Genomic DNA, 26,952 nt, shown 5'->3' with positions numbered 1-26,952 from the left:
TTGCCAACCGAGGGAGCGATGTTGCGCTCTCAGACGGTTCTCCGACCCGTATTCGACATTTATCATGAGTGATAATCGAGAGACAGCATTTATGGTAGTTGTATTTCTATCAGCGGTTGGTGTACTACTGAATGTCGACAGGGGTGCTCATCGTGGACGACTCTCATTTTATGCGGAATTTACTGCGTCAAATCCTGGAACAGGATTACCGCATTCTTGGAGAGGCGACCAACGGCGCCGAAGCAGTCAAATTGTACAAAGAACACGACCCCGACATCGTGATGATGGATATCGTGATGCCGAAGTGTAACGGCATCAAAGCGACCGCGGCGATCAAAAAGATCGACCCGGCCGCACAGGTTATCATGTGCACGAGTGTCGGGCAACGTGAGAAAATGAAACTCGCCGTGAAGGCTGGGGCGGACGGCTACGTAACGAAGCCGTTCGAGGAACCCAGCGTCAGAAAGGCCCTCTCAGACGTCGTCGCGGCATGACGCGAGTACTCGTTGTCGATGACTCGCAGTTTATGCGGACAGTCATCGGCAACGCGCTCACAGCGGCTGATTACGATGTCGAGACGGCGACGAACGGCTCGGAAGCGATCGAAGCTGCCACAGCGTACGATCCAGATATCGTCACGATGGACGTCGAGATGCCCGAACTGGACGGCATCGACGCCGTCGAGCGAATTATGGCGACGAATCCGACGCTTATTCTCATGCTCAGTGTTCACACTGATCGTGGAACGGAGGCGACGCTCGACGCCCTCGAGCGCGGTGCCATCGACTTTCTCAACAAACCCGACGGCTCGGATTCGCGAAACGTCGCCGATCTCTGTGACGATGTCGTCGAGAAAGTCGACGAACTCGCGAACGCAAACGTGTCGTCGATCGCGCTCGCTCGCGCCGCCGCGTCCGCCTACGCGACTCGACCTGACCGATCGGACGGGAACGTAACCGCGGGTCGTGCGGCGGTCGGATCGGGAACGGGAGACGGTAACGGTACTCGCGTTAGAACTGGCACCGGAACCGGTTCCGGGCCGAAAGTCCGATCCGAATTCGAATCCGCCACCGAAACCGGCGTCGAGGGGACGCCGAACAGCCCGGGTCCGGAACGCCCGGCACCCACCCCCTCCTCCACCCTCAAGCGGCGGAGCGGCGGTGGACGTGCGAACGGAACCGACGAGCGGGACGATCGAGCCGCGATCGAACTCGAGGGCGAGTATGCAGCCGACCCGACGATCGTCCTCGGCGCGTCGACCGGCGGGCCAAAAATCGTCGAACAGGTGTTCGACCGACTCCCGCTCGAGTTCGACGCGAAAGGGCTCGTCGTTCAGCACATGCCGAGCAGCTTTACCGGGCGGTTTGCAGAACGCCTCGACCGGCGGAGCCGATACGACGTCAGCGAAGCGGCTGACGGCGATACCGTCCGTTCGGGCGAGATATTGGTCGCCCCCGGCGGCGCTCACCTCGAGGTGACGGGTAACGTCGGCGGCCACCTCACGGTCGGCCTCGACGACGGCGATCGAATCCACGGCGTTCGGCCAGCGATCGACGTGACGATGCGGACGGCCGCCGAACGGGTTTCCGACCCGCTCTGTGGCGTCGTCCTGACCGGTATGGGTCGCGACGGTGCGGCGGGGATCGAGGCGATCAAAACGGCCGGGGGCCACACGGTCGCACAGGACGAAGCCACGAGCCCGGTCTTTGGTATCCCCTGTCAAGCGATTCAAACGGGTTGTGTCGACGATATCACGCCCGCGGGCGAGCTCGCGGACACGATCGTCGACGCGTTCAACACGGACGGTGAGAACGATGACTGACTATGTGACCGACTTCGTTCAGGAGAACGAAGAACGAATTACGGAGCTGAACAACGCGTTGCTCACCCTCGAGCGTGATCCTGCGGACAACGAAGCGATGGAGAGTATCTTCCGCGTCGCACACACGCTCAAGAGCAACTGTGGCGCGATGGGGTTCGAGTCAGCGAGCGATCTCGCACACGCGATCGAGGACGTCCTCGACGGCGTCCGAACCGACACGCTCGACGTGACCCCCGAACTGATGGACGTCATCTTCGACGCCGTCGACGAACTCGAGGTGATGTTCGACGAGGTTGCAGCCACCGGCGAAATCGAAACCGATCCGTCGGCGAAGATCGACGCGCTTCGTGCTCAACTCGAAAGCGAAGTCTGGGCGTTGCCGCTCGAAACGCCGTCGACCGACGAGATCGACGACGTTATCCGGCGGTTCGATCCGCCGGACGACAACCACGAGGCCTATTTCGCCCGAATCGCGATCGCGGAGCCCGAGGACGACGGCGTTACCAACGGAGCGCTCGTCGTAAACGCCCTGGTGGACGCGTTCGATCTGATCGGTACCGAGCCGCCCCGAAGCGACATCGAAGCCGGCGAGTACGGCGGCCGGATCGACGCCGTCTTCGGGACCGCAGTCGGAAAAGCCGCGATCACGTCCGGCCTCGAGCCGGTCGAGGAAGTGACCGACTTCGAACTTCTCAACGTCTCCGAGCGGTTCGAAGCGGTCGCCGCAGAAACGGACACGACCGGGACGGACGCAGTCGACGAACTGCTCGCGGACGCCGGTGACGACCTCTCGCCGGACGAGGCGAGCGATCTCGAGGTCGACGAACTCCTCGACGAGTTCGACGAGTTCGACAACTTAGACGAGATGGTCGAAGAGGTCGACGACGACGACCTCGACGCGTTCGACGAAATGGGCGACGCCGGGTCGTTCGACGACCTGTTCGAAGACGAAGAGCTGGATCCGGACGCGGTGACGGCCGAACCGGCGGCGGCCGACGGCGAGACGGGCGAGACGCCGACGGATGCGGACACTGGGTCGGCGACTACCGGGTCCGAACACGAAACTGAAACCGGAACCGGAACCGAAACCGAAGCCGGAGCGTCTGCAGACGACAACGTCGACGTCGACGACGCCGACGCCGTCTTCAACGAGCTCAAAAACGAAGTCGAGATGGTCGGCTTCGACGAACTCCAGGACGAACTCGAGGACCTCGAGTTCGACGAATTCGACAGCGACGACGAGGTCGACATGGACGAACTCATCGGTGACGACGTCGATGTTGACGACGACTCGTTCCTCGAGGACCCGGAACCATCCGACGCCGACGTCGATGACATTCTGGTCGATTCGGACGAGTCGCTGTTCGATGGCGCAGAGCCGTCCGACGAGGACGTCGACGATATTCTCGTCACGGCGGACGACGTCGACGAACCGACAGCTGATACGTCGGCAACGGCGTCGGACGCTTCGAACGGGACTGAACCGGAGCCAGCGGCCGTCTCCGACTCCGAGACGGACGCAACCGCCGAAGTCGATACGGACGCGACCGGCGAGCAGTCGACGGGCGAGTACGACTCCACCGCCGAAACGCAATCGGCGACGGACGACGGCTCGTTTGTCGACGAACTCTCCGCGGCAGCGGCAGATGTCGACGCCCTCGCGGACAAGGTCGAAGACGAGGTTCGCGCGGACGACACGCTCGAGACGGCAGATCCAACCGACGCTACGGGAGTCGAATCGGGCGAGTCCGACGGTTCGCCGTCGCCAGCCGACGACAGCGATCCGGTTGCAGTTGACGCCAGTGGCGATGCGGCTGGAGCTGACGGGGTAGAGGATGACGATCCTGTAGCTGAAGTCGAAGGCGGCGAAGACGACGCAATTGGCGTTAAAGATGAGCCACTGGAGAGCGGTGACGAAGTCGAAGACGGGACAATAGAAAAGGAGGGTAGCGACGATGGACTCGAGGCCGACGACACCGCTGCAGAAACCGATTCGGACGACCAACCCGAGTCGATCGATGACCCCGTTACAGCCGACGCGGACGACGCCGATGATAGCACTGGGAGCGTCGACTCGAGCGAGTCGAGCGACGAACGCGCCTTCGACGACGGCTTCGAGACGGCCTTCGAGGAGCCGGACGACACTGCGGATGAAGGCGCACCCGCATCCGTCGACGGAGACGGCGTCGCGTTCGACGACGCGGATAACTCGTCGTTCGGAGAGCCGGACGACTCGGTGTTCGACAACTCGGACGACACGATGTTCGAGGAGCCGGACGACGCATTCGCTGACAGTGCCGACGGCTCCGACGGCTCGGGAACGTTCGGCGACGACGAGTTCGACGAGGTCTTCGGCGGCGATTTCGACGACTCGTTTGCAGACGATTTCGGTGATGACTTCGGTAGCGACGATTTCGGCAGCGACGGGAGTTTCGACGCTAGCTCGTCGAGTTCCTCGAGTGCGGACACGACCACTGAATCGTTCGGCGACGAGCCGAGCGACACGGACGGCGACACCGACTCCGCCGAGGACGTTATCCGGCGGATCGACGAACCGACGTTCGAAATTCCGGATATCACGGTCCCGGAAACGACCGAGCAGCCGGACACCGATCAACAGACCGGCGAAATTCAGTCCGTCAGAGTCGACGTCGATCAGATCGACTCCCTGCTGACGCTCGTCGAGGGGCTCGTCACGAGCCGCGTTCGGCTCCGCCACGCCGTGACCGAAGGCGAAGAGCCGACCGCACTCGAGAACGAAATCGATGACCTCGAAGATCTAACGACGGAGCTACAGGAGACGGTGATGGACGTCCGCCTCGTCCCGCTACAGACGGTAACGAACCGGCTTCCTCGCGTTGTCCGCGACATCGCTCGCGAGCAGGAGAAGACCGTCTCCTTCGAGATGACCGGCGAGGACGTCGAACTCGACCGGAGTATTCTGGACCGGATCGGCGACCCGCTGATCCACCTGGTTCGAAACGCCGTCGATCACGGCATCGAACCACCCGAGGAGCGCGAACGGGCGGAGAAACCCCCCGAGGGAACCGTCGAAGTTCACGCGACTCGATCGCGTGATCGCGTGACGATCACCGTCGAAGACGATGGCGCCGGACTCGATCCCGATCGACTCCGAGACGAAGCCGTCGAGGCCGACATTCTCGTGGAATCCGAAGCCGCCGAACTGTCGGATGACGAGGTTTACGACCTCATCTTCCACTCCGGACTTTCGACGGCCGACGAGGTGACCGACGTCAGCGGTCGCGGCGTCGGCATGGACGTCGTCAAACGAACGATCGAGGATCTCGAGGGGACGGTGTCGATCGACAGCGAAGTCGGCGAGGGGACGAGCGTGACGATGACGCTCCCCGTGTCGGTTGCGATCGACGATATCCTCTTCGTCGAAAGCGGCGGCGAGGAGTTCGGCATTCCGACGAAGGCCGTCGAAGATATCGGGCCTGCAGACAGGGTGACGACGACGGACGGTCGTCCCGTCCTCCCCGGCAGCGACGGCGACTACTCGGTCATCCCGCTCGACGACGCACTGGAGACGCCACGAGCCGGCGAGAACGGCAACGGCATGGTCGTCCGGATCCGAAACGAGGTCCGGCCGATCGCGCTCCGCTGTGACTACGTCCACGGCCAGCAGGAAGTCGTCGTCAAACCCTTCGAGGGCTTTATGAGCGACATTCCGGGACTCAGCGGTGCGACAGTACGGGGACGCGGCGAGGTAGTCAACATCCTTGACGTAACGACACTATGACAATGAACGAATACCCACACCCACGGAGGAACCCATGACGCTAATGGTCGACATTCGAAAGCTGAGCTTTATCAACGAAATGGCGAAGGTCGGGACGAACGGCGTCGCCGACAACATGAGCAAACTAACCGGCGAGAACGCACAGATGGAGGTGACGAAGACGAACTTCGTCGACGTCGACGATATCGAGTCCCAGCTCGACAGCGGCAAGCGCGTCGGCGTTCGCGTTCGGCTCCTCGATCCGCCACACGGTCACATTCTCATCCTCTTCCCCGAAGCGAGCGCGAAGAAGATTACGGCGATCATGCTTCGCGACGTCGTCGACGACATGTCCGACGTCTCGGGCAAGATGGCCCGAAGCGCCGTCGAAGAGATGGGGAACATGATGGCCAGTGGCTTCATCGACGGCTGGGCCGACGTGCTCGGACGCGCAATCGACATCGCGGCCCCACAGCTCGTCTACGCGCCGACGGGTGACATCGTCACCCGGACGGCCGGACTCGGCGGCGACGACCTCGCGCTGTTCTTCGACTCGGACCTGACCGTCCCGAGTTACCAGATCGAGGCCGAGATTTACGCGTTCCCCGATCTCGAGGAGTTCGTCGAAATGGTCAACGATATCGAAGTCCAGACTGCATGAAACTCGACGTCAACGCACTCGGGACGTTCTATCAGATGGCCCGAGAAGGGGCCGGACTCGCCGCCGGTCGATTAACGCATATGACCGGCGTCGAGACGCAAGTCGGCGTCACGAAGCTCAACTTCATGCGCGGCCGTGAAATTCGTCGCGACTTCGAGGATTCGACGGAGAAGGTCGGCATTCGCGTCAATCTGACCGGCGCCATCGAAGGCTATTCGATGATCGTTTTCGACCGCGAGAACGCGCTCCGGATCGTCGAAACGTTGCTCGCGGAGTCCGAGTCCGGTGCCGGTGCCGATATCGACACGTTCGACGAGATGACACAGAGCGCCGCGACCGAGGTCGGCCACATTATGAACAGCGGGTTTATCGACGGCTGGGCCGACGTACTGGAGGCCGCGATCGACGTCTCGACACCGGAGTTCGTCGAGGGCCAATCGGCCGAACTCTTCTTCGGCGACATCGACGAGGCACCCGACGAGGACGACCTCGCCTTGCTCTTTCAGAGTCAAATCGAGACCGTCGGCACCGAGGTCGGATTCAGCCACTATCTCTTCCCGAAACGGGAGTCCATGTCGAGACTGCTTGGTCACCTGCGGACCAGCGGCGGCATCGAGTACGACAAGCTCGACGGCTTCGATCGGATGGCCGAACGCGGCGCCGAGGAAGTCGCCAAAACGGCGACGACGCTGACGGGTATCGATACCAGCGTCGAGATTCGGCGGTTGAACTTCGTCTCACTCGAGGCGATTCCGGAACAGCTCGCGGACGAGACGCTCGTCGGCGTCGCCTTCGAGTTCGACGGGATGCCGAGTGGCTACCTCCTCTTCCTGTTCGACGAGGAGTCGGCCCACGAGATCGTCGACGCGATGGTCCCCATGGAGATCGACGAGGACGAGGACGGCTTCGGCGAGATGGGAACGAGCGCGATCAAGGAACTCGGGAACATCATGGCGAGTGGCTTCCTCGACGGCTGGGCGAACGTCCTCGACACGACGATCGATCACTCGACGCCGGAGTTCATCCACGACATGGGTGCCGCAGCCGTCGACCCCGTCATCATCCAACTCGGGGAAAATCAGGACTTTGCGTTCGTCTTCGATACCCTCGTCATGGCCGACGGGCGGGAGTTCGACTGCGAGGTGTACGCGATTCCGGACGAAGACGATCTCGAGCGTGCGCTGAACAACCTCGACGTCGATCGGATCGAGGACACCCCGACGACAGCCGAATTTCAGGAAGTCGATACTACATGAAAACCTACGGAACTGAACCGGGCGCGCCGACGCCGGTCCAGGTCGGCATCTCCGAACTGGCCGTCAGCGAAGGCGACGACACACTCAAGTCCTACGGGCTGGGCTCTTGTCTCGCGATTGCACTGTACGATCCCGACAGCGATATCGGCGGTCTCGCACACATCATGCTGCCGGACGGCGACGCCGCCGAAAACAGCGACCGGAAACCCGGCAAGTACGCCGACACCGCCATCCGAGCGCTGCTTCGACGGATGGTCGAACAGGGTGCCAACTACACCACCGTCGAAGCCAAAATCGCCGGCGGCAGCGACATGTTCAAGTTCGAGAGCTTCGGTGACGGCGTCGGCCAGCGGAATATCGCCGCAGCGAAAGCGGAACTCGAGAAACTCGGCGTTCCACTCGAAGCCGAAGACGTCGGCGGCGAGTACGGCCGAACCGTCGAGTTCACGCCCGGATCGGGAACGCTCGTCGTCAAAACGGCCGACGAAAGCGCCGAAAACGGAGTCACGGAGCTATGACCGACGACAGCTTCGACGACCTCCTCGCGTTCGTCGAGGCGGAACTGGCGTTCGCGACGAGTCACTACAACGACAGCTACCTCGATCGCCGCGTCTCCTCGCGGATGCGCCGGACTCAGAACGAGACGTACGCTGACTACTTCGAGTTGCTCCGAGAGGACGCGGACGAACAACAGGCGCTCCTCGAGGCGCTGAGCATCAACGTGACCGGCTTCTTCCGCAATCCGGACGTCTGGGAGGGAATCCGGGAGGTCCTGCAGCGTCTCACCGCAGCCGACGAGACCGTCCGCGTCTGGAGCGCCGCGTGTGCGGACGGCCGCGAGCCGTACTCGGTGTCGATGCTCGCCCACGACGACCCCGATATCGACGCCTCCGCCCTCGAAATTCTCGGCACCGATATCAGCGAACCGGCACTCGAGACGGCCCGTCGAGGAGTTTACGAGGAATCACGAACCGTCGATTTCGACGATCAACTCGAATTTCTCGACGACTACAGCACGTACGTCGACCGAGACGATCGAATCTACCGGATCGCAGACGACGTGAAAACCCCGGTCAGCTTCGAACGGCACGATCTGATTAACGACGACCCCAAGTCCGGGTTCGATCTCGTCATCTGCCGAAACCTGTTCATCTACATCGACAACGAGTACAAACGGTCGATGCTCCAGACGATCGCACAGTCGCTCCACCGGGACGGCTATCTCGTCATCGGGAAAGCCGAGACGATCCCACCGAACCTCAAATCGGCGTTCGCCGTCCACGACGCTCGACTCCGCATCTATCATCGGGAGCAACTGGAAGCGAACGGGATCGCACAGAACTGATCGGCGTCGACGTCGACGTCGACATCGAACGCGGAACGTAATCCGTGCTGGTCGGTCTCCCGCCTGCTGCAACGCACACGGGAGCTTACATACCACTGCTTCGAATACTGTCCTACGATGAGTGCACTCGACCTCCACGCCTTCGTCCGCCGCTCTCGGGCGCTCGTCGACTCCGCGCCCCCGACCTCGAGTCGGGAGACACGCGCCTGGCTCGTCGATCCCTTCCTCGAGACGCTCGGTTGGGACGTCCACGCCGACTCGTGTGTGACCCAGACGACAGTCGACGACACGCAACTCGAGTACGTCTGTTCGGTCGATGGCGTCCCCGCCCTGTTCGTCGCCGTCGAGCCCTTCAGTGAGTCACTGGACAAATCCCGCGCCGTTGAGCTTCTCGAGACGATGGCGTGGACGGGGATCGACCGCGCGATCTATACCAACGGCCGCGACTACCTCCTCCTCGCCGGGACGACCGACGCCGAACGCCTCGCCTGCCAGCTGTCATCGCTCTCGGAACACGAATCGACCATCGCCCACTACTCGCGCGAAACGGTTGGCCGTCGTCTCGAGCGCCACTCTCGCGAGTTCGTCGCCCGTCAACTCGCCACCGAACGATCGACACTCGTCGACGCAATCGTCGCGGAGCTTACGAGCGTGACCGAGCAGGGATCGACCTACGAAACGGAGTTCGAGTCCGCCGCTGACCGATTTATCGAGCGACTCGTCGCGACGTTCGCCGACGACGGTCGTGGGCAACCGGCCGCCGAACTCGAGACGACGTCCAGTTCGGACGTTGCCGTCGAGTTTTCCGAACCCACGAGCGTGGCCTCGGATTCGGACTCGGAGGCCACCGGCACTCGATCGGTCAGCTACCAGTCGGACTCGGCGGCCGAGAACCGTACACAGCGGGACGTGCAGACACCGGACCCCGACGAAGACACTACCGCGACCTCGACCGAGACGGACTCGAGTGCAACCGATGAAAGCGGTGAAAGTGGTGATACCGATGTAATCGACGAAAACGAACCCGACAGCGAGGATGACGTCAGCGCGGGATCCGTCCCGGCTGATGCCGATGTCGATATCGGTACCGATGCCGGTACCGACCAACCCAACGATCACGACGCAGACGGCGACGAATACGTCGTCAGATTCTTCAACGATCGCGGCTCGATCGGCGCGATCGGTCACTCGAGTTCGGCTCGAGCGCTCGTCGGAACCGCGGAGTACCTCTTCGATCGCGGGCTTTCGGGTGTGACCGTCCCCTGGAGCCCCGACGACGTCGATGACGATGACGATGGCGTTCGAGCCGTCCTGAACGACTCGCCGACACACGCCGACGGCAGCCCGATGGCCGACCCACAGCAGCTCTCGAACGGGTTGTATCTCGAGACCGGCGGCGAGACGGAGGTGCTGGCAGCGCGTGTCGAAGCGTTGGTGTCCCGGGCCGGACTACGAGCGATGTTGACCGGCGACTGGGACGCAGAATAGGCGTTTCGTGGGCAGTGAGCGTCGTTAGTAGTCGATGTCGACTTCGACGAAGGTGACGACGAGTTGGCCGCCGCCAAGTTCACACGTTTCCTCAAGGGTTTCACTGCCGCCCCAGTTCTCGAGCGTCGATTTCCAAGCAGCGTCGTACTCCGTCTCGGACTCGTCGATCTCGATCGTAACGTCCTCGACGTCGTTGTAGACCTTGGTCGTACGGTTTTCGACAGACATCGTGACGCCGAGTCCCTCACTGCTCTGTAGCGACCGACTCTCCGAGGAGACGGCAACGAGCGAAATCGTCGCAGCGTTATCGCCACAGTTCAGTTGTGGCTGTTTGGAAACGGTACTCCACTCACCGGAGTCATCGCTTCGAACGAGTCCACCACCTTCGTAGGCGATCGTACTGCCGTCCGAGGTGTAGGAGAACTCGCCTAGATCCACCGTGGCGTCGTCACTATAATGAGCAAATCGGTCGTTATCGCCAATTTCAATTACATCACCGTCTATATCTTCAATTATTATGTCTAGCTTTGTTCCGCTATCACCAGTCGTCACCGTCCCCTCCCGCAGCGCGAGTTCACCGTAGCGCTGGTTGACGCCGTCGTATCGAATGACGTCGTTGAAGTTATCCGCGAGAGCGTCCATCGCCCGTTCGGCGTTAACCTGTTGTTCGACCTCCTGATAGTCGGACATGGCCTGAAATCCGGTCATATACAGTAGCCCGATTGAGCCGAAGATCGTCGCGAAGACGAGAATAAACGCGAGTACTTCGGTAACGCCCCGGTCGTCAGTCCACGACTCCGTCGCCGGTTCGGTTCGTCGGTTGATCATCGGTTTGCCTCCGTGAGCTGGATCTCCCCGTCCTCGCTGTCGTAGCTGATCTCGACCGAGCCACCCGTCACCGAATTTTCGTCATCGGCAACGTCTGCATCGAGTGTGACCGGCACGTAAACCGTCACATCCACATCGTGGGCCGATAACCTCACGCAGTCGGTCTGTCCATCGAGCAACGGCCCTTGATCGCAGTCGTCTTCCTCCAGTAACTCGACGGTGTACCCCGAGTTCGCAACCGATCGAGGATGATCTGCGGTCAGCGTCACCGTATCGTCTTCCGCCGCTGCGATCCGGTCGACGTTATCGATGTCGCCGGCCAGCCGTTCGCCGACGGTCTCGAGCGACGTCTGTGCGGACCGTTCCGTCTGGGAGTCAAGCATTGTGCTCCCGCTCACCAACAGCATGGCGATGAGAATCGTGGTGATCCCGATCGTCAGGACGTGCGTGAGCGCGATCGACACCCCGCGGTCCGTGGTGTGGTCTGATCGGATCATGATGGGCAATCTCCCTCTTTGATCGTCCGGGTTTGTGTGTAACTGAGATCGTTAGAATCGTAGGTTATCGTGACGTTGCGCCCATCCCCATCATTGTTTTCCTCGATATTGCCGATATTCACTGCCGCTGGCCTCGAATGGGCTGTTGCGTTCTGATAGACTTTGTTGAAATCACGTATTTCGTCGTTCAACTCGCTCTCATCTACTTCGTCGCTGGCAATCAGGCAACCAATTCCCTGTTCGATCTCGAGTTCAGTCGTCTCAGCAGTGCTCGCACTCTGGCCCGTATCGGCCGACGACAGGGTCTCGGTGTAGAGGACGCCGTTGAAGACGACGACAACACCGAGAATGATGAACGCGAGTGTAATGGCACCGATGAGGATGATCTGTCCTCTGTCGGGTCGATCTTTTTCGTTCGAACGATCCTGCTGCCGTCGGTCTCGGATACTATCAGTTACCATACTGCGATGCGCACCTCCACGACGTTGTAGACTGCACTGGAGCTATCAGTAGCTCGAGGAACCGGGTAGCTATCAGCGCCATCGACAGTCTCGGAACTCGCCGGTGCCTTAAGATCATCAGTCTCGAACAACGTAACCGTATAACTCGCCACCACTGCCTCAGACTCGCCTTGGTAGACGAGATACGTACTGTTCTCGCTATCGAACTCGCCGCTCTCATTCTGATAGACGAGTTCGACGTTGTAACTCAGTCCCCGTTCGGTGAACCGATCCGAGAGGATCTCCCCGAGTGCAAACTCGTTGTAGAGTTCCGTGTTGTTCGTCGCGTTGTAGCTTCCAGGGGCCGTTGATGACTCGGTCGCATTGTAGAACTCGTCTTCGTCTTCATCCCAGTACCGAATCATCTCTGAAAGGTCGCCTTCATCGTCCATTGCGGCAACCACCAGCGCATCCTGTGCCTCCTGCTGTATCTGCGACTGGACCGTTCGATCGGCAAGTCCACCGGTCGTCGGCGTGATGACGACCGACTGCATGGCAAACAGCAACGCCATCAAGACGATCATCGCGCTGATGAACCCCTCGAGCGTGTACGCTTGCCCCCGGTCAGTATCGCGTGAGGAGTTATCTCGGAACATGGTTACCAGACCCTCACGACGAGCCGGTAGGCTGGTTGATCATTTTTCGGGAACTCCTCGTGATCGACAGCGACGATCCGCGCGGAGCTGGCCGCCGATTGGCCGTCGTATCGGTCGCCAGCGCTCCATTCCGCTTCGTCAGTCACGGACGTCCCGTTGAGATGCTCGATAGTGACATTGATTCGATCGTACCTGATATCGGGACTGTCGCTTGCCCGGAGTCCGAGCGACTCAGTCAGGTTGTCGTCATCACTGGCGAAATCTTTCCGGAATCGCTCCCCGTCGATTTCGTTCGGACTCGGACTATCCTCCGCCGACAAATTATGCACCAGCCGATCCGCAATCCGATCTGCTTGCGCCGTCTCTCCGCCACTAACCGTCGAGTCGAACGGCGTCAGAATCGTCGGCAGGAACGAGAAGACGAAGGCGACCGCCAGGATGAACACCCCGATCCCGACGGCGAAGTCCTGCGTGGTCTGACCGCGATCACGCAGGGATACCGAGACCGTGTGCGGGCGGTGCTCCCGCCGCCGGCCACGACTGTGCTTGGTTCGTTCTCGAGTCATCTTATGCCACCAGTATCCAGCCGACGAGGGCGACCGTCGACAGTATCACGGAGAACTTCAGGCCGCTGAGCACGTCCGCGTCGCGGATATACCCGCAGATGATCCCGGAGATGATCGCCTGCATCGTCACGGCGTGGAAGAACAACACCGAGAGCATATCGACGTTGATGTTGTCGCTCAGATCGGCATCCGCGAGTTGACCACCACCGCCACCGCCCGCCTCGGTATCGGCGCTTCCGGCCTCGAGACCGGCCATCGTGTCGATGAACTGGGTTTTGAGGATCGCGATAACGGCGAGTACCGTCATGAACGTCATGATGATGATCACGACCTGCATCCGGGTTCGGGACTTTCGCTCCCGCTCGATATCGTCGTGATTCTCGCTCGCCCGGGCGGCCGTCCGAAGCACGTCCGAAATCTGGTTCGACGCCTCTTGGGCTTCCGTAATCAGCCGCGTCGTCCTGGCGAGGCGAGGGATGTGATACTTGTTGTTAAACTCGATCAGCGCCTGTTTCAGGCTCGTTCCGTAGTTGACCTTCGTGTGCATCATCTCGAACTCGCGAGCTAATTTCCCGCTCGTGGTGTCGGAAACCGATTTGAGCGACTCGAGGAGGGTCAACCCCGTATCGTTCGAACTCGAGAGCTTCCGAAGATCTTCGGAGAGCTGACTGACGACGGCGTTTCGATGGCGAACGTTCCATTCGCGAAAGATCGCGAGCGGAATCGCGATGAGATACAGCGGGACGTAGATGTAGATGAACGTCCCCCAGATAGCGTTATCGAGCATCTGGCTCCACGAGAGCGGTGCCGCGCCGTTCATCATCGCCGTGGCAATGACGACGAGCGATGCCGGCACCGTCAACGCGAGCGTGTACAGCGGGTTATCGCGGAAGAAGATGTGTGGCTTCCGCAACACTTCCATCGTCTCGTAGGTCCCTTCGCGGTTTTTGATGCGGTCGAAGACGCCGTGTTCGCCCGTGAACTGCTCGACGAGGCCGAGGTTGAGCAGTCCCTGATCCTGTGCGGTTTCGACGCGTCGATCGTTGTCGCCCATCGAGAGGTAGCCGTCACCGGGTTCGTCGTGTTTGACCGTCGAAACCAGCACGAGGAACCCGATCCCCGTGAGCGGAATCAGGCCGTAGACGGTCAGGTAGAGCATATCGTTCGTCACCTCCGCCTGCGGGATCATCTGCATGACGACCATAATGATGATCAGGAGCAGCGGGAACAGCGACAGCGTCATGTACATCTCCCCGAATAGCTCGAGGGTCTCGAGGGTCAGTTCCTGTTCCTGTTTGGCGGTTCGCATGTGCTTTTCTTTCTTGTCCTCAAGGAAGCTCTCCATGTCGCCGCCGCTGTTGATGATCGAGAGCATGTCGGTCAGGAACTGCGAGAGTTCGTCGCTCGGCGTCTCGAGTGCCTGCTTGCGGATCGCGGTCCGGTAGTCGACGTCGAAGTACTCCGTCTCCTTAACGATGCTCTGGAACTCCATCGCGACCTCGCCGTAGGTGTCGTCGGCCTGGGCCATCGCCTCGATGATCTCGAGTTGGTTCAGGCCCCCGACCGACAGCGCGTACATGAACGAGACGGAGTCGGTAAGGAGCATATTGATCTCGCGCTTGCGGGTGGAGGCGCGCGAGTACGGGATCGCGACGAGGGAACCGAAGCCGAGTGCGAATCCGATCGTCCCGAATACGAGTCCGGTGGCGGTCACTAGCGCCGGTACGCGGAGCGTCTCGAGGACGTAGATAACCGTCTCGTTGCTAAGTGGGATCCCGAGCAGCGCTTCGACCTCTATGAGGCCGGTAGCAAAGAGGCCGTATCCGAGAAGGAGACCGATCAGCCACAGCGCGAGCCCGCTGATGAAGCCGATACCGAGCGCTCTGGAGAGGTAGAGCTCGACCGTGTCGGTCATTCGGGCCTGGGCGAGTTTCGTCTCGACGTCGCTGACGAACTCGCTGTCGTCGCTGAACAGCCGAGTGTAGAGCGGATAGAACGCATTTCCCAGAACGTCAGAGCTACCCGAAACTCCACCGGAATCACCACTGTTGTCGGTTTTGAGGCTCATTCGTCGGGTTCCTCATCACTGTCGTCGAACAGCGTGTTTCCGTCGGTACCGTCGCCGTCAGCGTCGCGTTCGGTTTTCGCGTCGTCTTCGCTCCCGTCCTGGACGTCGTCGTTCCGTTGCTTGAATATCGAATCGTCAGCGTCGGATCGAGTATCGTCCTCGAACAGCGAGCCGTCGTCAGTCATCGCATCGTCACCGTCGTCGCTGAAGATCGAATCACCTGTCCCGGACTGAGTGCTGTCATCAAACAGCGAGCCGACGTTGCCGGTTTCATCGTCATTGGTATCCTCATCAGCATCAGCATCAACGTCAGCGTCAGCGTCAGCGTCGTCGCTGAAGATCGACTCGGTGTCCGAACCGAAGATCGACGCGACGTCATCATCGATCGTATCGTCGGGGTTTGACTCGGTTGCTGTCTCCGGTTCAGCGGCGCTGCGATCCGTGGCTGGTTCGGCCCGGTTATCATCGGTGGCCGGCTCGTCGTTATCGTCGGGCGACAATTCGTCCGGGGAAGCCACCGATCGACCGTCGCCATCACCAGACGGCTGTTCGTCGACGCTGCCATCGGTGCCGGACGTTAGTTGGTCGTTCGGTGTCTCATCCGCGTCAGATGGCGGTGAGTCGACCGATGGCTCGCCGGCGTCCGGTGCTCGCTCGCTGTTCTCCGGTGGTGGCCCACCATCGTCATCGGATTCGATAGGCGTGTCCTCGCCGGCACTATCATCCATCGGACTGGCGTTCGCCTCGCCATCGGCTTCGGCGACTTCATCAGGAACGTCGCTCTCTGCGGCCGCATCATCGCCGCCGACGCTCTCCGCGGACACGCCGGCAGGTTCGTCGTCCGTCGACTCACTTTCGGCGACCGGGGTTGGCTCCGTCTCCGGATCTGTCTCTGTCTCCGGCTCCGGATCCAACGCCGAACCCGTATCCGTCTCGGCCGTCGCTGGTTCAGTCTGTGCGTCCGACTCAACGGCGTCGTCCGGCGTCTCCGTCTCGCTCTCCGACGCCGGCGACGACATCGCCTCGGCACTCGAGCCCGCCGTTTCGTCGGCAGCGGCCCCCTCATCGGACGGGGACGACGGCTGTTCTCCGTCCGAAGCCGACGACTGCAATTCCGTCTCATCCGAGGAAGGCGGCGACCGCTCGTTCTCGCCGGTATCCTCGAGTTCGTCGCTGAAGTCGCCTGCGCCGTCGTCGGGTGATTCGGGGTCGAAGATCGGCTCGAGCTTTCCGTCCGGGAACATCGAGTCGATACCGGAACTTGTTCCGGCCGTGTCCGATCCGGATTCCGCGGAGGTCGGGGCTTCGTCCCAAGTGTTGTCGACTTGCTCGATCGTCTCGTCCATATCGTCGAACAGTCCGCCCAGGTCTCCGTCCTCGGCGTCATCGGACGGGAATACCGTGGTGTCGTTCGCGGTGTTTGCCGTCGATGCCGGCGGTATGGATTCGGTCTCCGTACTCGTCTCGGCTGCTGGGTCTTCGGAAGTCGTCTCGACTGCGTTTGTCCCGTCTCGATCGAACGCACTCACCGTATCGCCGCCATCCTGGCCGGACGCGGACGCGCCGCCAGTGGCCGCGTCGGCCGTCGTCTCGTCGGTCTCGGCTTCGGCTTCGCCGCTGATATCGAAGCCGGTGTCCTCGCTGAGCCACGCGGGTTCGTCGCTTTCGGCGGCGGAATTCGCAGCGAACCCGGTCGAATCGGTGCCGAGTTCCCACTCCTCTTCGTCGACCGAGTTGTCGACGTCGCCGGCAAAGTCGAACTTCTCGGCGGTTGCCTGATCCACGTCGATCGTCTCTTCCTCGTCTGACTCGCCGAGTGCGCTGGCGAGACCGCTGGGTACCTTCCCGCGGTACTCCTCGAACAGCGACTCCTCGGCCCGCTCGAGGATATCCATCGAGAGGTTGGAGGTTTCGCTGGTTGCGTCCGGACGGGGGACGAGTTCCTCTTTCTCCTGGTCAACGTCGATCAAGACGCTCTCCATCTCCCGGAGGTCTTCGAGACTGTCCTCGAGTTGCCCGTTCGCGATGAGCGTGAGGATCGTATCGGGGTCGTTGATAAACGCCTGGACGGTTGCCGCGACCTCCGCGTACGTGTTCAGCCCCTTTTTGATGAGGTACGCGAGGATGACCTCGCGTTTGAACAGTTCCTCCTCGAGTTTCTCCTTGTTCCAGCCGCGGTCGAACTGGATCTCTTCTAAGGTGTTCGAGTCCCCCATCTTGAGGTACTCGTCGGTTTCGGCCTGCCACTGGTAGACGTCCTGGACGTTGATCTCGTCGTGTTCGGCCTCGTAGTGGTTGATCTCCGTGAGCGATTTGTTCCGGCGGACCTTCCGCCCCTGGACCCGCGTCTGGGTCTGGATGGAGACGAGGTCGAGTGCGGTAAACATCGTCTTCGAGACGTTGATCGGATCCGTCGTGAACCGCTTGAGAACCTCGTCGACGGAGTCGGCGTGGAACGTCGTGTAGGTGGTGTGACCCGTCGACATAACCTGGAACAGGGTCCGGCCTTCCTCGCCGCGGATCTCACCCATCACGATGTAGTCGGGTCGCTGACGGAGCGCGGCCTCGAGCAGGTCGAACTCATCGACGTCACCCTGCTCGTCGTCGGAGAACGACGGGCGCGTGACGCTTGCGATCCAGTTTCGCTGAGGGAGTTCGACCTCGCGAGTGTCCTCGATCGAGACGATTTTCGCGTTGCTCGGAATGAACAGCGAGACCGCGTTCAGCGAGGTCGTCTTCCCGGACGCGGTACCGCCGGCGAAGATCAGGCTCTTGTGGTTCTCGATACAGAGCCAGAGAAAGGCCATCTCGTCCAGACTAAAGGTGTTCCAGTTGATGAGGTCGATCGGGGTAAACGGAACGTCCTTGAACTGTCGAATGGTGTAGTTGGTCCCGTGATCGGAGACTTCCTGTCCCAGCGTCAGCTGGGCGCGTGAGCCGTCGGGTAGCGTCGCGTCGACCTGCGGGAGCCGCTTGCTGATCCCCTTGCCCGACCGCTGGGCGAGTTTCACGACGAAGTCGTCGAGTTCGTCCTCGCCGTGGTAAATGTTCGAAATGATCTGCTCGTACTCCGAGTGATAGACGAAGACCGGCGAGTTGTAGCCGTCGACGGAGATGTCCTCGACGTTGATATCGTGTTTGATGCCGTCGATGCGCTCGTAGCCGATGAAGTTCCGTTTGAGCAGATAGAGGAGTTTCTCGACCTGGTACTCGTTTAGCGTGTCCGGATCGTCCGCGAGAATCGCCGGCTCCGGTCGAACCTCGATCCCTTCGAGCGGGCTCGGGCCCGGCTCCTCCTCCTCTTCGTCCTCATCGTCGAGGACCGATTTCAGCGCCTCGAGCAGACCCTGTTTGGTGCTCCCCGAGGTCTTCTCGAAGAGGTCGTACCGCTTCAGCAGGCGTCGCGTTTCCTCTTCGATGACCGTTCGGCGGCCGTCCTCGCTGGCTTTCTCTTTGATTCCGTCCTCCGAATACTTGATCGCCGTCCTGAGTTTCCCCGAGAGGAACTCCTGGAGTTCCAGTTCGATCTCGTTCAGGTACGGCTCGACCATGTAGTACTTCTTCTCGTTTTCCTTCTCGGAGTGGAAGATGACGACGTAGGCGTAGGGTTTGTTCACCCAGTAGCGCTCGACTTCCTGAAAGTGAGTCTTCTTCTCGAACGGCACCGCCTTCTCGAGGTCGTAGCGGTTGGAGACGGTCGTGGTTCCGTCCGCCGTCGAGAAGAACTCGTCTTCCTCGATGTCGTCCTGAATGTTGACGGTTCGTTCCTCGACGAGTTCGTCCAGTTCCATCGCGGCTTCGTCGCCCGCGAACAGGCGCTGCTCTATCGTATCGGGGTCGAACCCGAGCGCTTCTTCTTCGTCGTGGCGAACGATCTCGCCGTCGCCGTCGCGCGGTCGGGAGCCGTCGTCTTCGTAGTAATACTCCCACTTGTAGTGCTCCCAGGTCCAGACGTCTTTGGTGACCGGCGTCGTCTCCGGATCGGCGTACTCGAGGAAGGCGTCCCAGAGCGTCTCGGCGTTCTCGCCGGCGGTCGCCATCACCGACGATCGAAGGTCGTCGGGATGATAGTCGAGATACGCCGTCGGATCGAACTCGACTCGCTCCCAGTCCGTCCCGCTCGGTATCGTTCGCTCGGGCGTTTCGTCGGTGTCGAGTCCCAGCTGGTCGTCTGCGTTCGCACCCGCGGGCTCGTCGGGGTACAGCACCGAAATCTCGTCACCGTACCCGTACTCCTCCATGAAGTCTTCCCACGTGTAGTCGCCGACGCGAACACCACCGCTCGAGTCCGAATCAGAAGTCGACTCGCGAGATCGGTCGTCCTCCGACGCTGGGTCGGATGCCGCCCCCTCAGAAAATTCCCCGGCGTCCGACTGATCGCCCTCATCAATAGCCATTGACTTCACCCAAACCCTCCCCCTTCAAAAAATTCATCCGTATATTACCACTTCTGATAATCCCGCGTACAGTGGTGCGTACGCACGGAACCCACATCTGTCGGCAGCGAGTCAGATAACTCATCAGACTACTGTCACACTCATTGCGGTCTTCTACTCAACTCCTAACACCACGTTTGACATCCTCCCCGTCCTGAAGGGCGAGGATTCCCGAGCGTTGGGATATTAAGGTTCGCAACCCGCCTGTTCGCTCGGTGCGAAACGCCCCGAGGTTTGATTGAACAGGTAGGCTACTGGCCGTGCCAAACGACCGTTACTCATATCCCCAGTTGGGGGATTCTGAGTTATCTTTCTGCGAATGTTCACCGCACCGTTCACGTCTGCGTTCATCGTCGCTCCGCACGATGCACAGACGTACAAGCCGCGCTCCACGCGATTCGCATCACGCTTCCGGCCACAGCACGAACACGTCTTACTCGTGTCCCGCTCGCTCTTTCGGTCTACGAGTATGCCGTGTTCTTCGGCCTTGTATTCGAGCAACGTGGTGAAGCGGTCAAACTCCCAGCCGTGGAGTTTCTTGTTGCCACGCTTGCCCCAGTTTCGAGCGTCACCGTTCTCCTCCTCACGAATCTTGCTCAAGTCACCGATGGCGATGCGACCGACCTCGTGGTCGATGCACCTCTCGACGATGTGCTTGGCGAGGGCGTGCAGGAAGTGGTTTTTCCGACGAGAGAGTTTCTGTCGAGCGCGGAGCGCACGCTTCGACGGCCCGTTTTCACCTTCAGTGTTGTACTCGTCTCGCGTGAAGTAGTGCTTGTCTTGCTTCAGCACGTTCCCCGGATACAACTCGGCGTCTCCATCATCGTAGGCGATGGCGAGGTAGTTCTTGATTCCGAGGTCGATACCCGCCGTGTTGTCACCGGGTGCGTCCTCGACGGGAATTTCGACTTTGCAGACGAGGTGGAGTTCCCAGCGGTCGCCGTTCCACACGGCGCGTACTTGTTGGATGTTCTCCACGGTCACGTCCGGTCTCGTCTCGTACTCTGCAAGGATGAAGTCCGAGCGGTGGTTCTTCAGGTTGAAGCCTTTGGATAGGCGGAGTTGATTGTGTTTGGAATCGTGCTTGATACCCATCTGCTTCCATATCACGGTGGAGCGTGGGTGGTTGTCGCCTCGCTTTCGGTAGCCGGGTGGATTCGCGTCTGTATCGCCGTTCTTGCGTTTTTTGAACCAGCCGTTGAACGCCTCAGCAAGCTCTTCTAGAACTCGCTGACTTGACTGAGAATGTAGGTCACTGTAGCGTTCGTGGTCTTTTAGTTCACGCTTGAGGCCGGCTTCAGACGGTATCTCTCCGGTTTCATTCCATTCTTTTTGGGTGTGGTAGCGGGCGACGTTCCACAGTTTCGATGCAGAGTGTCCGCAGTCATCGAGGTCGTCACTCACTTGGGTGTGGTTGACGATTTTCGCTCGATAGGTGCGGGTTGTCTTCAGCATCGTACTATGTTCATAAGTACTTATGAATTAATCAGTATTAAAGATAGTGGTTGAACCTGGAATATCCAGCCGTGCAGTCATTGGTGGAAGGCGTCATCCAGTGACGGCGCGTATCCCCGCCGTAAACGGCGAGGTTTTGCGCCTGCTCATCCCATAATACTGTATCGAATTCGAACGTTCCGTCGATCGATCAGGGGTCCGTACGGGAGGACTCGAGCGACTACCGGCGGAATATCCGCGCCGGATCGTCACCTCGCTTTCTCCTCGATCGTTTGGACGGCCGCGTTCTGTGGCTATCGTGGCGAGACGGACAACCAGACAAAGCGGCCGGACGGAGCAGCGAGACAGAATGGTCAGACAAAGCGGCGAGACTGGCGACATCTCGAGGCGGAACTCAACCAGCCCAATTGGTAGCTTCCCGACGAGATCAGAACGGTCGACGCGATACCCAAGACGGCGACCGGGACGTTCGACAAAAAAGCATTACGCAACCGGATCGACGTAGCATTAGGCGATGAGTGACCAATTCGATCTCCACGGACGGGTTGCAGTGGTAACGGGCGGCGGCCGCGGTATCGGGCGCGCGATCGCGGTGGAACTCGCAAACGCCGGCGCTGCGGTCGTGCCGTCGGCGCGTTCGACCGACGAAATCGAGGCCGTCGCTGACGCGATCGAGGACGACGGCCGCGACGCACTCGCCGTTTCCGCGGACGTAACCGACTCCGACGCAGTGGGCGACGTAATCGAGCGAGCCGACGAGGCGTTCGGCGGCGTCGACATCGTCGTCAACAACGCCGGCTTCAACCCCGACGATGCGCTAGGCCGGCCCGAAGACGTCTCCGAAGAGAGTCTCGATCGCGTTCTCGACGTCAACCTGAACGGGGCCTACGAGGTGACTCGCGCGGCGGCGGACCACCTCCACGAGAGCGACGGCGGTTCCGTGATCAACGTCGCAAGCGTCGGCGGACTCGTCGGCCTCCCCCGACAGCATCCCTACGTCGCTTCGAAGCACGGGCTGGTCGGCCTCACGAAGAGCCTATCACTCGACTGGGCACCCGAGGTCAGAGTCAACGCCGTCGCCCCCGGCTACGTCTCGACGGAACTGACCGAAGACCTCGAGGCGAACGAACGGCTCCGGCAATCGATCATCGACCGCACGCCGCTGGACCGGTTCGCCGACCCCGAAGAGATCGCTGGACCGGTCGTCTTTCTCGCCAGCGACGCCGCGAGCTACATGACCGGAGCCTGTCTGGCGGTCGACGGCGGGTGGACGTCGCGGTAACTGTTCGGAACCCCCAAACGATGGCGGTTTTTGAATAGTGGAATTACCATCGGTTCTGTTATTAGGACTAAATGCTGCATCTGTAAACTGAAACCCGAGGGTCAAGATACGATTATAAATACATTACTCAAATTCCATCCGAGCAGGAGCGAGCGACCCTCCCTAACGAGTGACCGTCCAAGTGATCGTATGCAGTACGCTGACTCCGACCAGGCGCAGGAACTCGCCGAACGCGCTCGAGCGCTGATGGACGAGGTCGTCCTCCCGATCGAGCGAGAGCGATCCGGCGGCATGACCGTCTCGAGCGGCACCGTCGCGGATCTTCGCCAGTCGGCTCGCGAGTACGACGTCTACGCGCCCCAGATTTCTGAAGCCTACGGCGGGATGGGGATGAGCTTTCGAGACGCACTCCCGGTCTTCGAGGAGGCCGGCCGGAGCCTGCTCGGTCCCGTCGCGATGCGCGTCGACGCCCCCGACGAGGGGAACATGCACCTGCTGGAGCTTGCGGGTGACGAGATTCAGAAGGAGACCTACCTCGAGCCGCTCGTAAAGGGCGAGCTCAAATCGGGGTTCTCGATGACCGAACCGATGCAGGGGGCCGGTTCGGATCCGAAGATGATCCGGACCACCGCGGAAAAAGACGCTGCCGAGGGAACCACGGCGTCTCGAGACGGTGACGAGTGGGTTATCAACGGCCACAAGTGGTGGACGACGCAGGGCGTCGAAGCGGACGTGTTGTTCGTCCTCGCGCGCACCGATCCGGACGCCCACCCCTACGAGGGCTGTTCGCTCTTTATCGTCCCCACGGACGCCGACGGCGTCGAGATCGTCCGCGACGTACCCCACATGGGCGGTGGCCCCCGCGGTGCGTCCCACGCCGAAATCCGCTACGAGAACGTCCGGGTCCCCGAGGAACACCTGCTGGGTGAGCTGAATCGGGGCTTTACCCACGCACAGGAACGGCTCGGTCCGGCCCGACTCACCCACTGTATGCGCTTTTCCGGGATGGCCCAACGCGCCCTCGAGATCGCAAAAGCCTACACCAGCGAGCGCGAGGGCTTTGGCTCGACGCTCTCGGAGAAACAGTCGCTGCGCTACCGCATCGCCGACGCCGAAACCAGACTCCACGTCGCGCGCACCGCCATCCGCGACGCGGCGGATCGGATCGATGCCGGCGACGAGGCCCGCATCCCCGTCTCGATGTGCAAGGTGTTCACCGCGAACGTCACTCAGGACGCGATCGATCTCGCCGTTCAGTGCTGTGGCGCAAACGGCATCGGCAAAGATCTCCCGCTGGCCGACTTCTACGAGTCCGTCCGGCAGTTCCGCATCGTCGACGGAGCCGACGAAGTTCACCGGCGCGTCATCGCCCGCGACGCCTTCGAGGATGTCGCTCGCGAAGAACTCGAGCCCCTGACCCGATTCGGGGATCCGAACGGGCGGAGTGGCGGGAGTACTGACACCCACTGATACTGTCTACTGTACGTCATTGCCGGGACAATCGCGACCGTCCTGCGATTGCACCGGTACATCGGTACAGCAAACAGTGTGGCCCGTTTTTGGTTCGCAATAAGCGTGCTCGAGGGGAGTTCTCCCCTCGTGCAATCCGCAGTTGCTCGCCGAAAGCGACGCTCTCTGCTTGAGTGAGCGAAAGCTGGATGTGATGTTTTCCAGTGTACACTCACGATTATGACTGGTGGCCGACATGACGGGATTTGAACCACGCGAAGACGTGCTCACTTCGCTGCGCGCGTCTTCTCTCATTCAAATCCCGGGGCCGTCCGCTCCTCACGTTCGTTCGTCGCGGACGGACGTGACGGGATTTGAACCCGCGCTCAGAAGGTTAGGAACCTTCTGCCCTCTCCGCTAGGCCACACGTCCCTCGAGAAAAACGCTTAGTTGGTTTCCGTTTCAGTTTCCGTGTCGGTTTCAGTTTCTTCGGTGACGGGCTCCGTGTCGACGAACTCGTCGTCTTCGTCCTCGTCAACGTCTTCAAACCCTGACTCGCGCATTTCGTCGAGTTCCGTTTCGACCTTTTCACGCCCCTTCTGGAATTCGCCCATGGCCTCACCGGTGGACCGTGCCAGCTTCGGGATCTTGTTGGCCCCGAACAGCAGAATGGCGATGAAAAGGATGATCAGTAGTTCCGGACCCCCGGGTGCGCCGGGGATGAACAGCGGTGCGATTTCGGCTACCATCTCTATACGTGGCTTATCCGCTGGCAATTATAACCTTTTTGGACCACTAAGTATAGCAAGTTTCAGCGAAAGTCCGTTTGAGCCGGACTAGCGGCCTAATTACAACATCGTTCGACAACGTATATAGTGATTTTCCAAAAACGGCGGGTGAAAATCGAACAGCAATACACAAACGTTGGAGAAACCACCTGGTGGAGCGGTATTACAGTTATTCTGACCGATACCGGGCACCTCCGTACGTATCGGACGATGCGAACGGGACCCAGCACGGTCCACCCTCGGTTCCGCGAACGAAACTGTCTTTCCGAGTTACCGATAACACCCACTGATGCCCGAAACCGGAGACACTGCAGCCGATTTCACCGCACCGCTTGCAAACGGCGATATCGAGGAGTTCACGCTTTCAGAGCGCCTTGAGGACGACGCACCGATCGTTCTCGCCTTTTTCCCGGGCGCGTTCACCAGCGTCTGTACGACCGAAATGTGCGCGTTCCAGGACCGACTCGCGTCGTTCAACGACCTCGACGCCACCGTCTACGGCGTCAGCCGGGACTCCCCGTTCACGCTGAACGAGTTCCGCGACCAGAACGAGCTCGAGTTCGGCCTCATCAGCGACTACAACGGAGAGATCATCGACGACTACGGTATCGAGATGGACTTCGCCGACCTCGGCGTCTACGGCGTCGCCAAGCGCTCGGTCTTCGTCATCGACGGCGACGGCGAAATCACCTACGCCTGGGTCAGCGACGACCCCGGCGTCGAACCCGACTACGACGAGGTCGAGGCCGCCGCCGAAGACGCGGCCTGAAACGAGCCAGCAGGACTCGATCCACTCCGAGCGATAGCCCGGCAGCCGTCGTCGCAGGGCTTTTTTAGTCAGCAGGCGAAGATTTCGTATGACCGATTCTATCGATGACGACGCCGAACATCGTGTGTACTCCCCTGCTGCGGACCATCATTTTCCCGACGAGAAACTGAACCGCGTCCTCGAGTTCATCACCGAAGACGAAGAGATTCAGACCTATCTCGAGGCCCAGAACGTCAACGCCGTCGACCGAATGCAGTACAACGATCACGGGTCGAAACACATCGAAATCGTCCGCAACCGAGCACTCTGTCTGTACGACTTGCTCAAGGCCGGCAACGTGGATTTCAACGGCGCGCGCCAGCAAGGCCTGGCCGAGGAAGACGAAGGCGTCATCATCGTGCTCGCGGCGACGCTGCACGACGTCGGCCACGTCGTCCACCGGGACGAACACGTCTACTACTCGATCCCGCTCGCTGCGGACATCCTCGATCGGATCCTCCCCGAGTTCTACGACCTCGCCGAGACGGTCCGCATGAAAGGCGAAGTCCTGCACGCGATTCTCTGTCACCATACGGCCGAAATGCCACTGACGACCGAAGCTGGAATCATTCGCGTCGCCGACGCCCTCGACATGGAACGCGGTCGGTCACGGATCCCCTACGAGCACGGCGGCCGCGGCATCAACACCCTCTCGAGTCAGGCGATCAATCGCGTCTCGCTCCAGAAAGGCGATCAGAGCCCCGTGATGGTCGAAATCGCCATGACCAACGCCGCCGGCGTCTACCAGGTCGACAACCTGCTGAAGGCGAAACTCGAAGACTCCGGACTCGAGGACCAGATTCGAATCGTGGCCGTTAACACGAACGAAAACCGCGAGCAGCTAGTCGAGCGAATCGAACTGTAGACGGTTGCGCCGCGTGCGGTCACGAAGCGATGCCGAAAGCACGTTTCAGGTTTCTGCCGTTGCCCGGTCGTGAGTCTCCCGCAATCCGTGATTCGTTATCCAGTCCCGATCGGTATCACCGTTGGCCAGTGGCCAGTTAGGCCAGTTCGAACCCGGAATCCGTCCGTTCGATATGGCCTCGTTCCCGAAGCGTACCGGTAATCGAGAGGACGGCTCCCTTGGTCATCTCGAGTGACCCACAGATGTCCGCCGGTGTCGCATCGGGATACACGGATAGATAGAGGTAGACGAGCTTCGCCTGTGCGGACTCGACATCGGCCGGAACCGATACCGTCGAACGTGGCTGCGCGTTCTGGCTCATACACGTGGCTCGGTAGTTCGACGATATTAAAACTGTGTATCGCCAACTGTCGAATTTCGTGACTCGAGGCCGGCGACTGCTGGCGGTTTTTCGACGCACTCGAGTCCGGATAATCGGAACCTGTCTCGATCGGAACGGC

General features: G+C 60.6%; 22 protein-coding genes and 1 tRNA gene. 12 read left to right on the top strand and 11 right to left on the bottom strand.

Annotation, left to right across the window (positions count from 1 at the left end; genetic code table 11):
* Positions 1 to 131 precede the first annotated feature (131 nt).
* From cheY to GS429_RS18400, 8 genes are all read left to right on the top strand, one after another.
* Entirely contained in the window at positions 132 to 494 is a 363-nt protein-coding gene (gene cheY, locus GS429_RS18435; RefSeq protein ID WP_160066921.1) for a chemotaxis protein CheY, read from the top strand.
* Positions 491 to 1,822: a chemotaxis-specific protein-glutamate methyltransferase CheB gene (gene cheB, locus GS429_RS18430; RefSeq protein WP_160066919.1), complete on the top strand. Its 1,332-nt coding sequence runs from the start codon at positions 491 to 493 to the stop codon at positions 1,820 to 1,822. The genes cheY and cheB overlap by 4 nt, the downstream gene beginning before the upstream one ends.
* Complete coding sequence (locus tag GS429_RS18425; RefSeq protein ID WP_160066917.1) at positions 1,815 to 5,585, top strand: chemotaxis protein CheA; 3,771 nt, start codon at positions 1,815 to 1,817, stop codon at positions 5,583 to 5,585. Before cheB ends, GS429_RS18425 begins: the two co-directional genes overlap by 8 nt.
* Positions 5,586 to 5,619: 34 nt before the next feature.
* Positions 5,620 to 6,225: a chemotaxis protein CheC gene (locus GS429_RS18420; protein WP_160066915.1), complete on the top strand. Its 606-nt coding sequence runs from the start codon at positions 5,620 to 5,622 to the stop codon at positions 6,223 to 6,225.
* Positions 6,222 to 7,481 carry a chemotaxis protein CheC gene (locus GS429_RS18415; RefSeq protein WP_160066913.1) on the top strand — a complete coding sequence of 420 codons (1,260 nt, stop codon included), beginning with the start codon at positions 6,222 to 6,224 and terminating at the stop codon, positions 7,479 to 7,481. The genes GS429_RS18420 and GS429_RS18415 overlap by 4 nt, the downstream gene beginning before the upstream one ends.
* On the top strand, positions 7,478 to 7,999 hold the full coding sequence (locus GS429_RS18410) for a chemotaxis protein CheD (protein ID WP_160066911.1): 522 nt from the start codon (positions 7,478 to 7,480) through the stop codon (positions 7,997 to 7,999). Before GS429_RS18415 ends, GS429_RS18410 begins: the two co-directional genes overlap by 4 nt.
* Positions 7,996 to 8,826 carry a CheR family methyltransferase gene (locus tag GS429_RS18405; protein ID WP_160066909.1) on the top strand — a complete coding sequence of 277 codons (831 nt, stop codon included), beginning with the start codon at positions 7,996 to 7,998 and terminating at the stop codon, positions 8,824 to 8,826. Before GS429_RS18410 ends, GS429_RS18405 begins: the two co-directional genes overlap by 4 nt.
* 117 nt (positions 8,827 to 8,943) lie before the next feature.
* Positions 8,944 to 10,314, top strand: a complete 1,371-nt coding sequence (locus GS429_RS18400) for a hypothetical protein (protein ID WP_160066907.1) — start codon at positions 8,944 to 8,946, stop codon at positions 10,312 to 10,314.
* A 24-nt stretch (positions 10,315 to 10,338) separates the two neighbouring features.
* On the opposite strand, the gene GS429_RS18395 is transcribed toward GS429_RS18400, so the two are convergent.
* The 8 genes from GS429_RS18395 to GS429_RS18360 all read right to left on the bottom strand — a co-directional run bounded on the left by GS429_RS18395 (position 10,339) and on the right by GS429_RS18360 (position 21,260).
* On the bottom strand, positions 10,339 to 11,142 hold the full coding sequence (locus tag GS429_RS18395; protein ID WP_160066905.1) for a DUF7289 family protein: 804 nt from the start codon (positions 11,140 to 11,142) through the stop codon (positions 10,339 to 10,341).
* Positions 11,139 to 11,639 (bottom strand): DUF7266 family protein, encoded by a 501-nt coding sequence (locus GS429_RS18390; RefSeq protein ID WP_160066903.1) that lies wholly within the window; start codon positions 11,637 to 11,639, stop codon positions 11,139 to 11,141. The genes GS429_RS18395 and GS429_RS18390 overlap by 4 nt, the downstream gene beginning before the upstream one ends.
* A complete protein-coding gene (locus tag GS429_RS18385; RefSeq protein ID WP_160066901.1) occupies positions 11,636 to 12,100 on the bottom strand; it encodes a DUF7261 family protein in 465 nt (154 codons plus the stop codon). The genes GS429_RS18390 and GS429_RS18385 overlap by 4 nt, the downstream gene beginning before the upstream one ends.
* On the bottom strand, positions 12,094 to 12,735 hold the full coding sequence (locus tag GS429_RS18380) for a DUF7288 family protein (RefSeq protein ID WP_160066899.1): 642 nt from the start codon (positions 12,733 to 12,735) through the stop codon (positions 12,094 to 12,096). The genes GS429_RS18385 and GS429_RS18380 overlap by 7 nt, the downstream gene beginning before the upstream one ends.
* Before the next feature lie 2 nt (positions 12,736 to 12,737).
* Positions 12,738 to 13,301: a DUF7287 family protein gene (locus tag GS429_RS18375; RefSeq protein WP_160066897.1), complete on the bottom strand. Its 564-nt coding sequence runs from the start codon at positions 13,299 to 13,301 to the stop codon at positions 12,738 to 12,740.
* Between the two features lies 1 nt (position 13,302).
* Positions 13,303 to 15,369, bottom strand: coding sequence for a type II secretion system F family protein (locus GS429_RS18370; RefSeq protein ID WP_160066895.1), 2,067 nt, complete (start codon positions 15,367 to 15,369; stop codon positions 13,303 to 13,305).
* Positions 15,366 to 19,766: an ATPase, T2SS/T4P/T4SS family gene (locus GS429_RS18365; RefSeq protein WP_160066893.1), complete on the bottom strand. Its 4,401-nt coding sequence runs from the start codon at positions 19,764 to 19,766 to the stop codon at positions 15,366 to 15,368. Before GS429_RS18365 ends, GS429_RS18370 begins: the two co-directional genes overlap by 4 nt.
* Before the next feature lie 225 nt (positions 19,767 to 19,991).
* A complete protein-coding gene (locus GS429_RS18360) occupies positions 19,992 to 21,260 on the bottom strand; it encodes an RNA-guided endonuclease InsQ/TnpB family protein (protein WP_160066891.1) in 1,269 nt (422 codons plus the stop codon).
* 514 nt (positions 21,261 to 21,774) lie between these two features.
* Here GS429_RS18360 and GS429_RS18355 point away from each other — a divergent pair.
* Entirely contained in the window at positions 21,775 to 22,542 is a 768-nt protein-coding gene (locus GS429_RS18355) for an SDR family NAD(P)-dependent oxidoreductase (RefSeq protein ID WP_160066889.1), read from the top strand.
* A 189-nt stretch (positions 22,543 to 22,731) separates the two neighbouring features.
* Entirely contained in the window at positions 22,732 to 24,012 is a 1,281-nt protein-coding gene (locus tag GS429_RS18350; protein WP_160066887.1) for an acyl-CoA dehydrogenase family protein, read from the top strand.
* Between the two features lie 338 nt (positions 24,013 to 24,350).
* Here the strand turns inward: GS429_RS18350 and GS429_RS18345 are convergent.
* Both GS429_RS18345 and tatA read right to left on the bottom strand, forming a co-directional pair.
* Positions 24,351 to 24,423 (bottom strand) — tRNA-Arg (locus tag GS429_RS18345).
* Positions 24,424 to 24,437: 14 nt separating this feature from the next.
* Positions 24,438 to 24,740 (bottom strand): twin-arginine translocase TatA/TatE family subunit, encoded by a 303-nt coding sequence (gene tatA, locus GS429_RS18340; RefSeq protein WP_160066885.1) that lies wholly within the window; start codon positions 24,738 to 24,740, stop codon positions 24,438 to 24,440.
* A gap of 328 nt (positions 24,741 to 25,068) precedes the next feature.
* On the opposite strand from tatA, the gene GS429_RS18335 reads away from it, so the two are divergent.
* Both GS429_RS18335 and GS429_RS18330 read left to right on the top strand, forming a co-directional pair.
* A complete protein-coding gene (locus GS429_RS18335; RefSeq protein WP_160066883.1) occupies positions 25,069 to 25,548 on the top strand; it encodes a redoxin domain-containing protein in 480 nt (159 codons plus the stop codon).
* A gap of 88 nt (positions 25,549 to 25,636) precedes the next feature.
* Positions 25,637 to 26,452 (top strand): HD domain-containing protein, encoded by an 816-nt coding sequence (locus GS429_RS18330; protein WP_160066881.1) that lies wholly within the window; start codon positions 25,637 to 25,639, stop codon positions 26,450 to 26,452.
* Between the two features lie 136 nt (positions 26,453 to 26,588).
* Here the strand turns inward: GS429_RS18330 and GS429_RS18325 are convergent, their stop codons facing one another.
* On the bottom strand, positions 26,589 to 26,813 hold the full coding sequence (locus GS429_RS18325; RefSeq protein ID WP_160066879.1) for a MarR family transcriptional regulator: 225 nt from the start codon (positions 26,811 to 26,813) through the stop codon (positions 26,589 to 26,591).
* Positions 26,814 to 26,952: the final 139 nt, after the last annotated feature.

The sequence above is a fragment of the Natronorubrum halalkaliphilum genome, assembly GCF_009834785.1.
Lineage (GTDB): Archaea > Halobacteriota > Halobacteria > Halobacteriales > Natrialbaceae > Natronorubrum > Natronorubrum halalkaliphilum.
The sequence above is the reverse complement of the archived record's forward strand: the minus strand, read 5'-3'. Positions and strand labels throughout refer to the sequence as shown.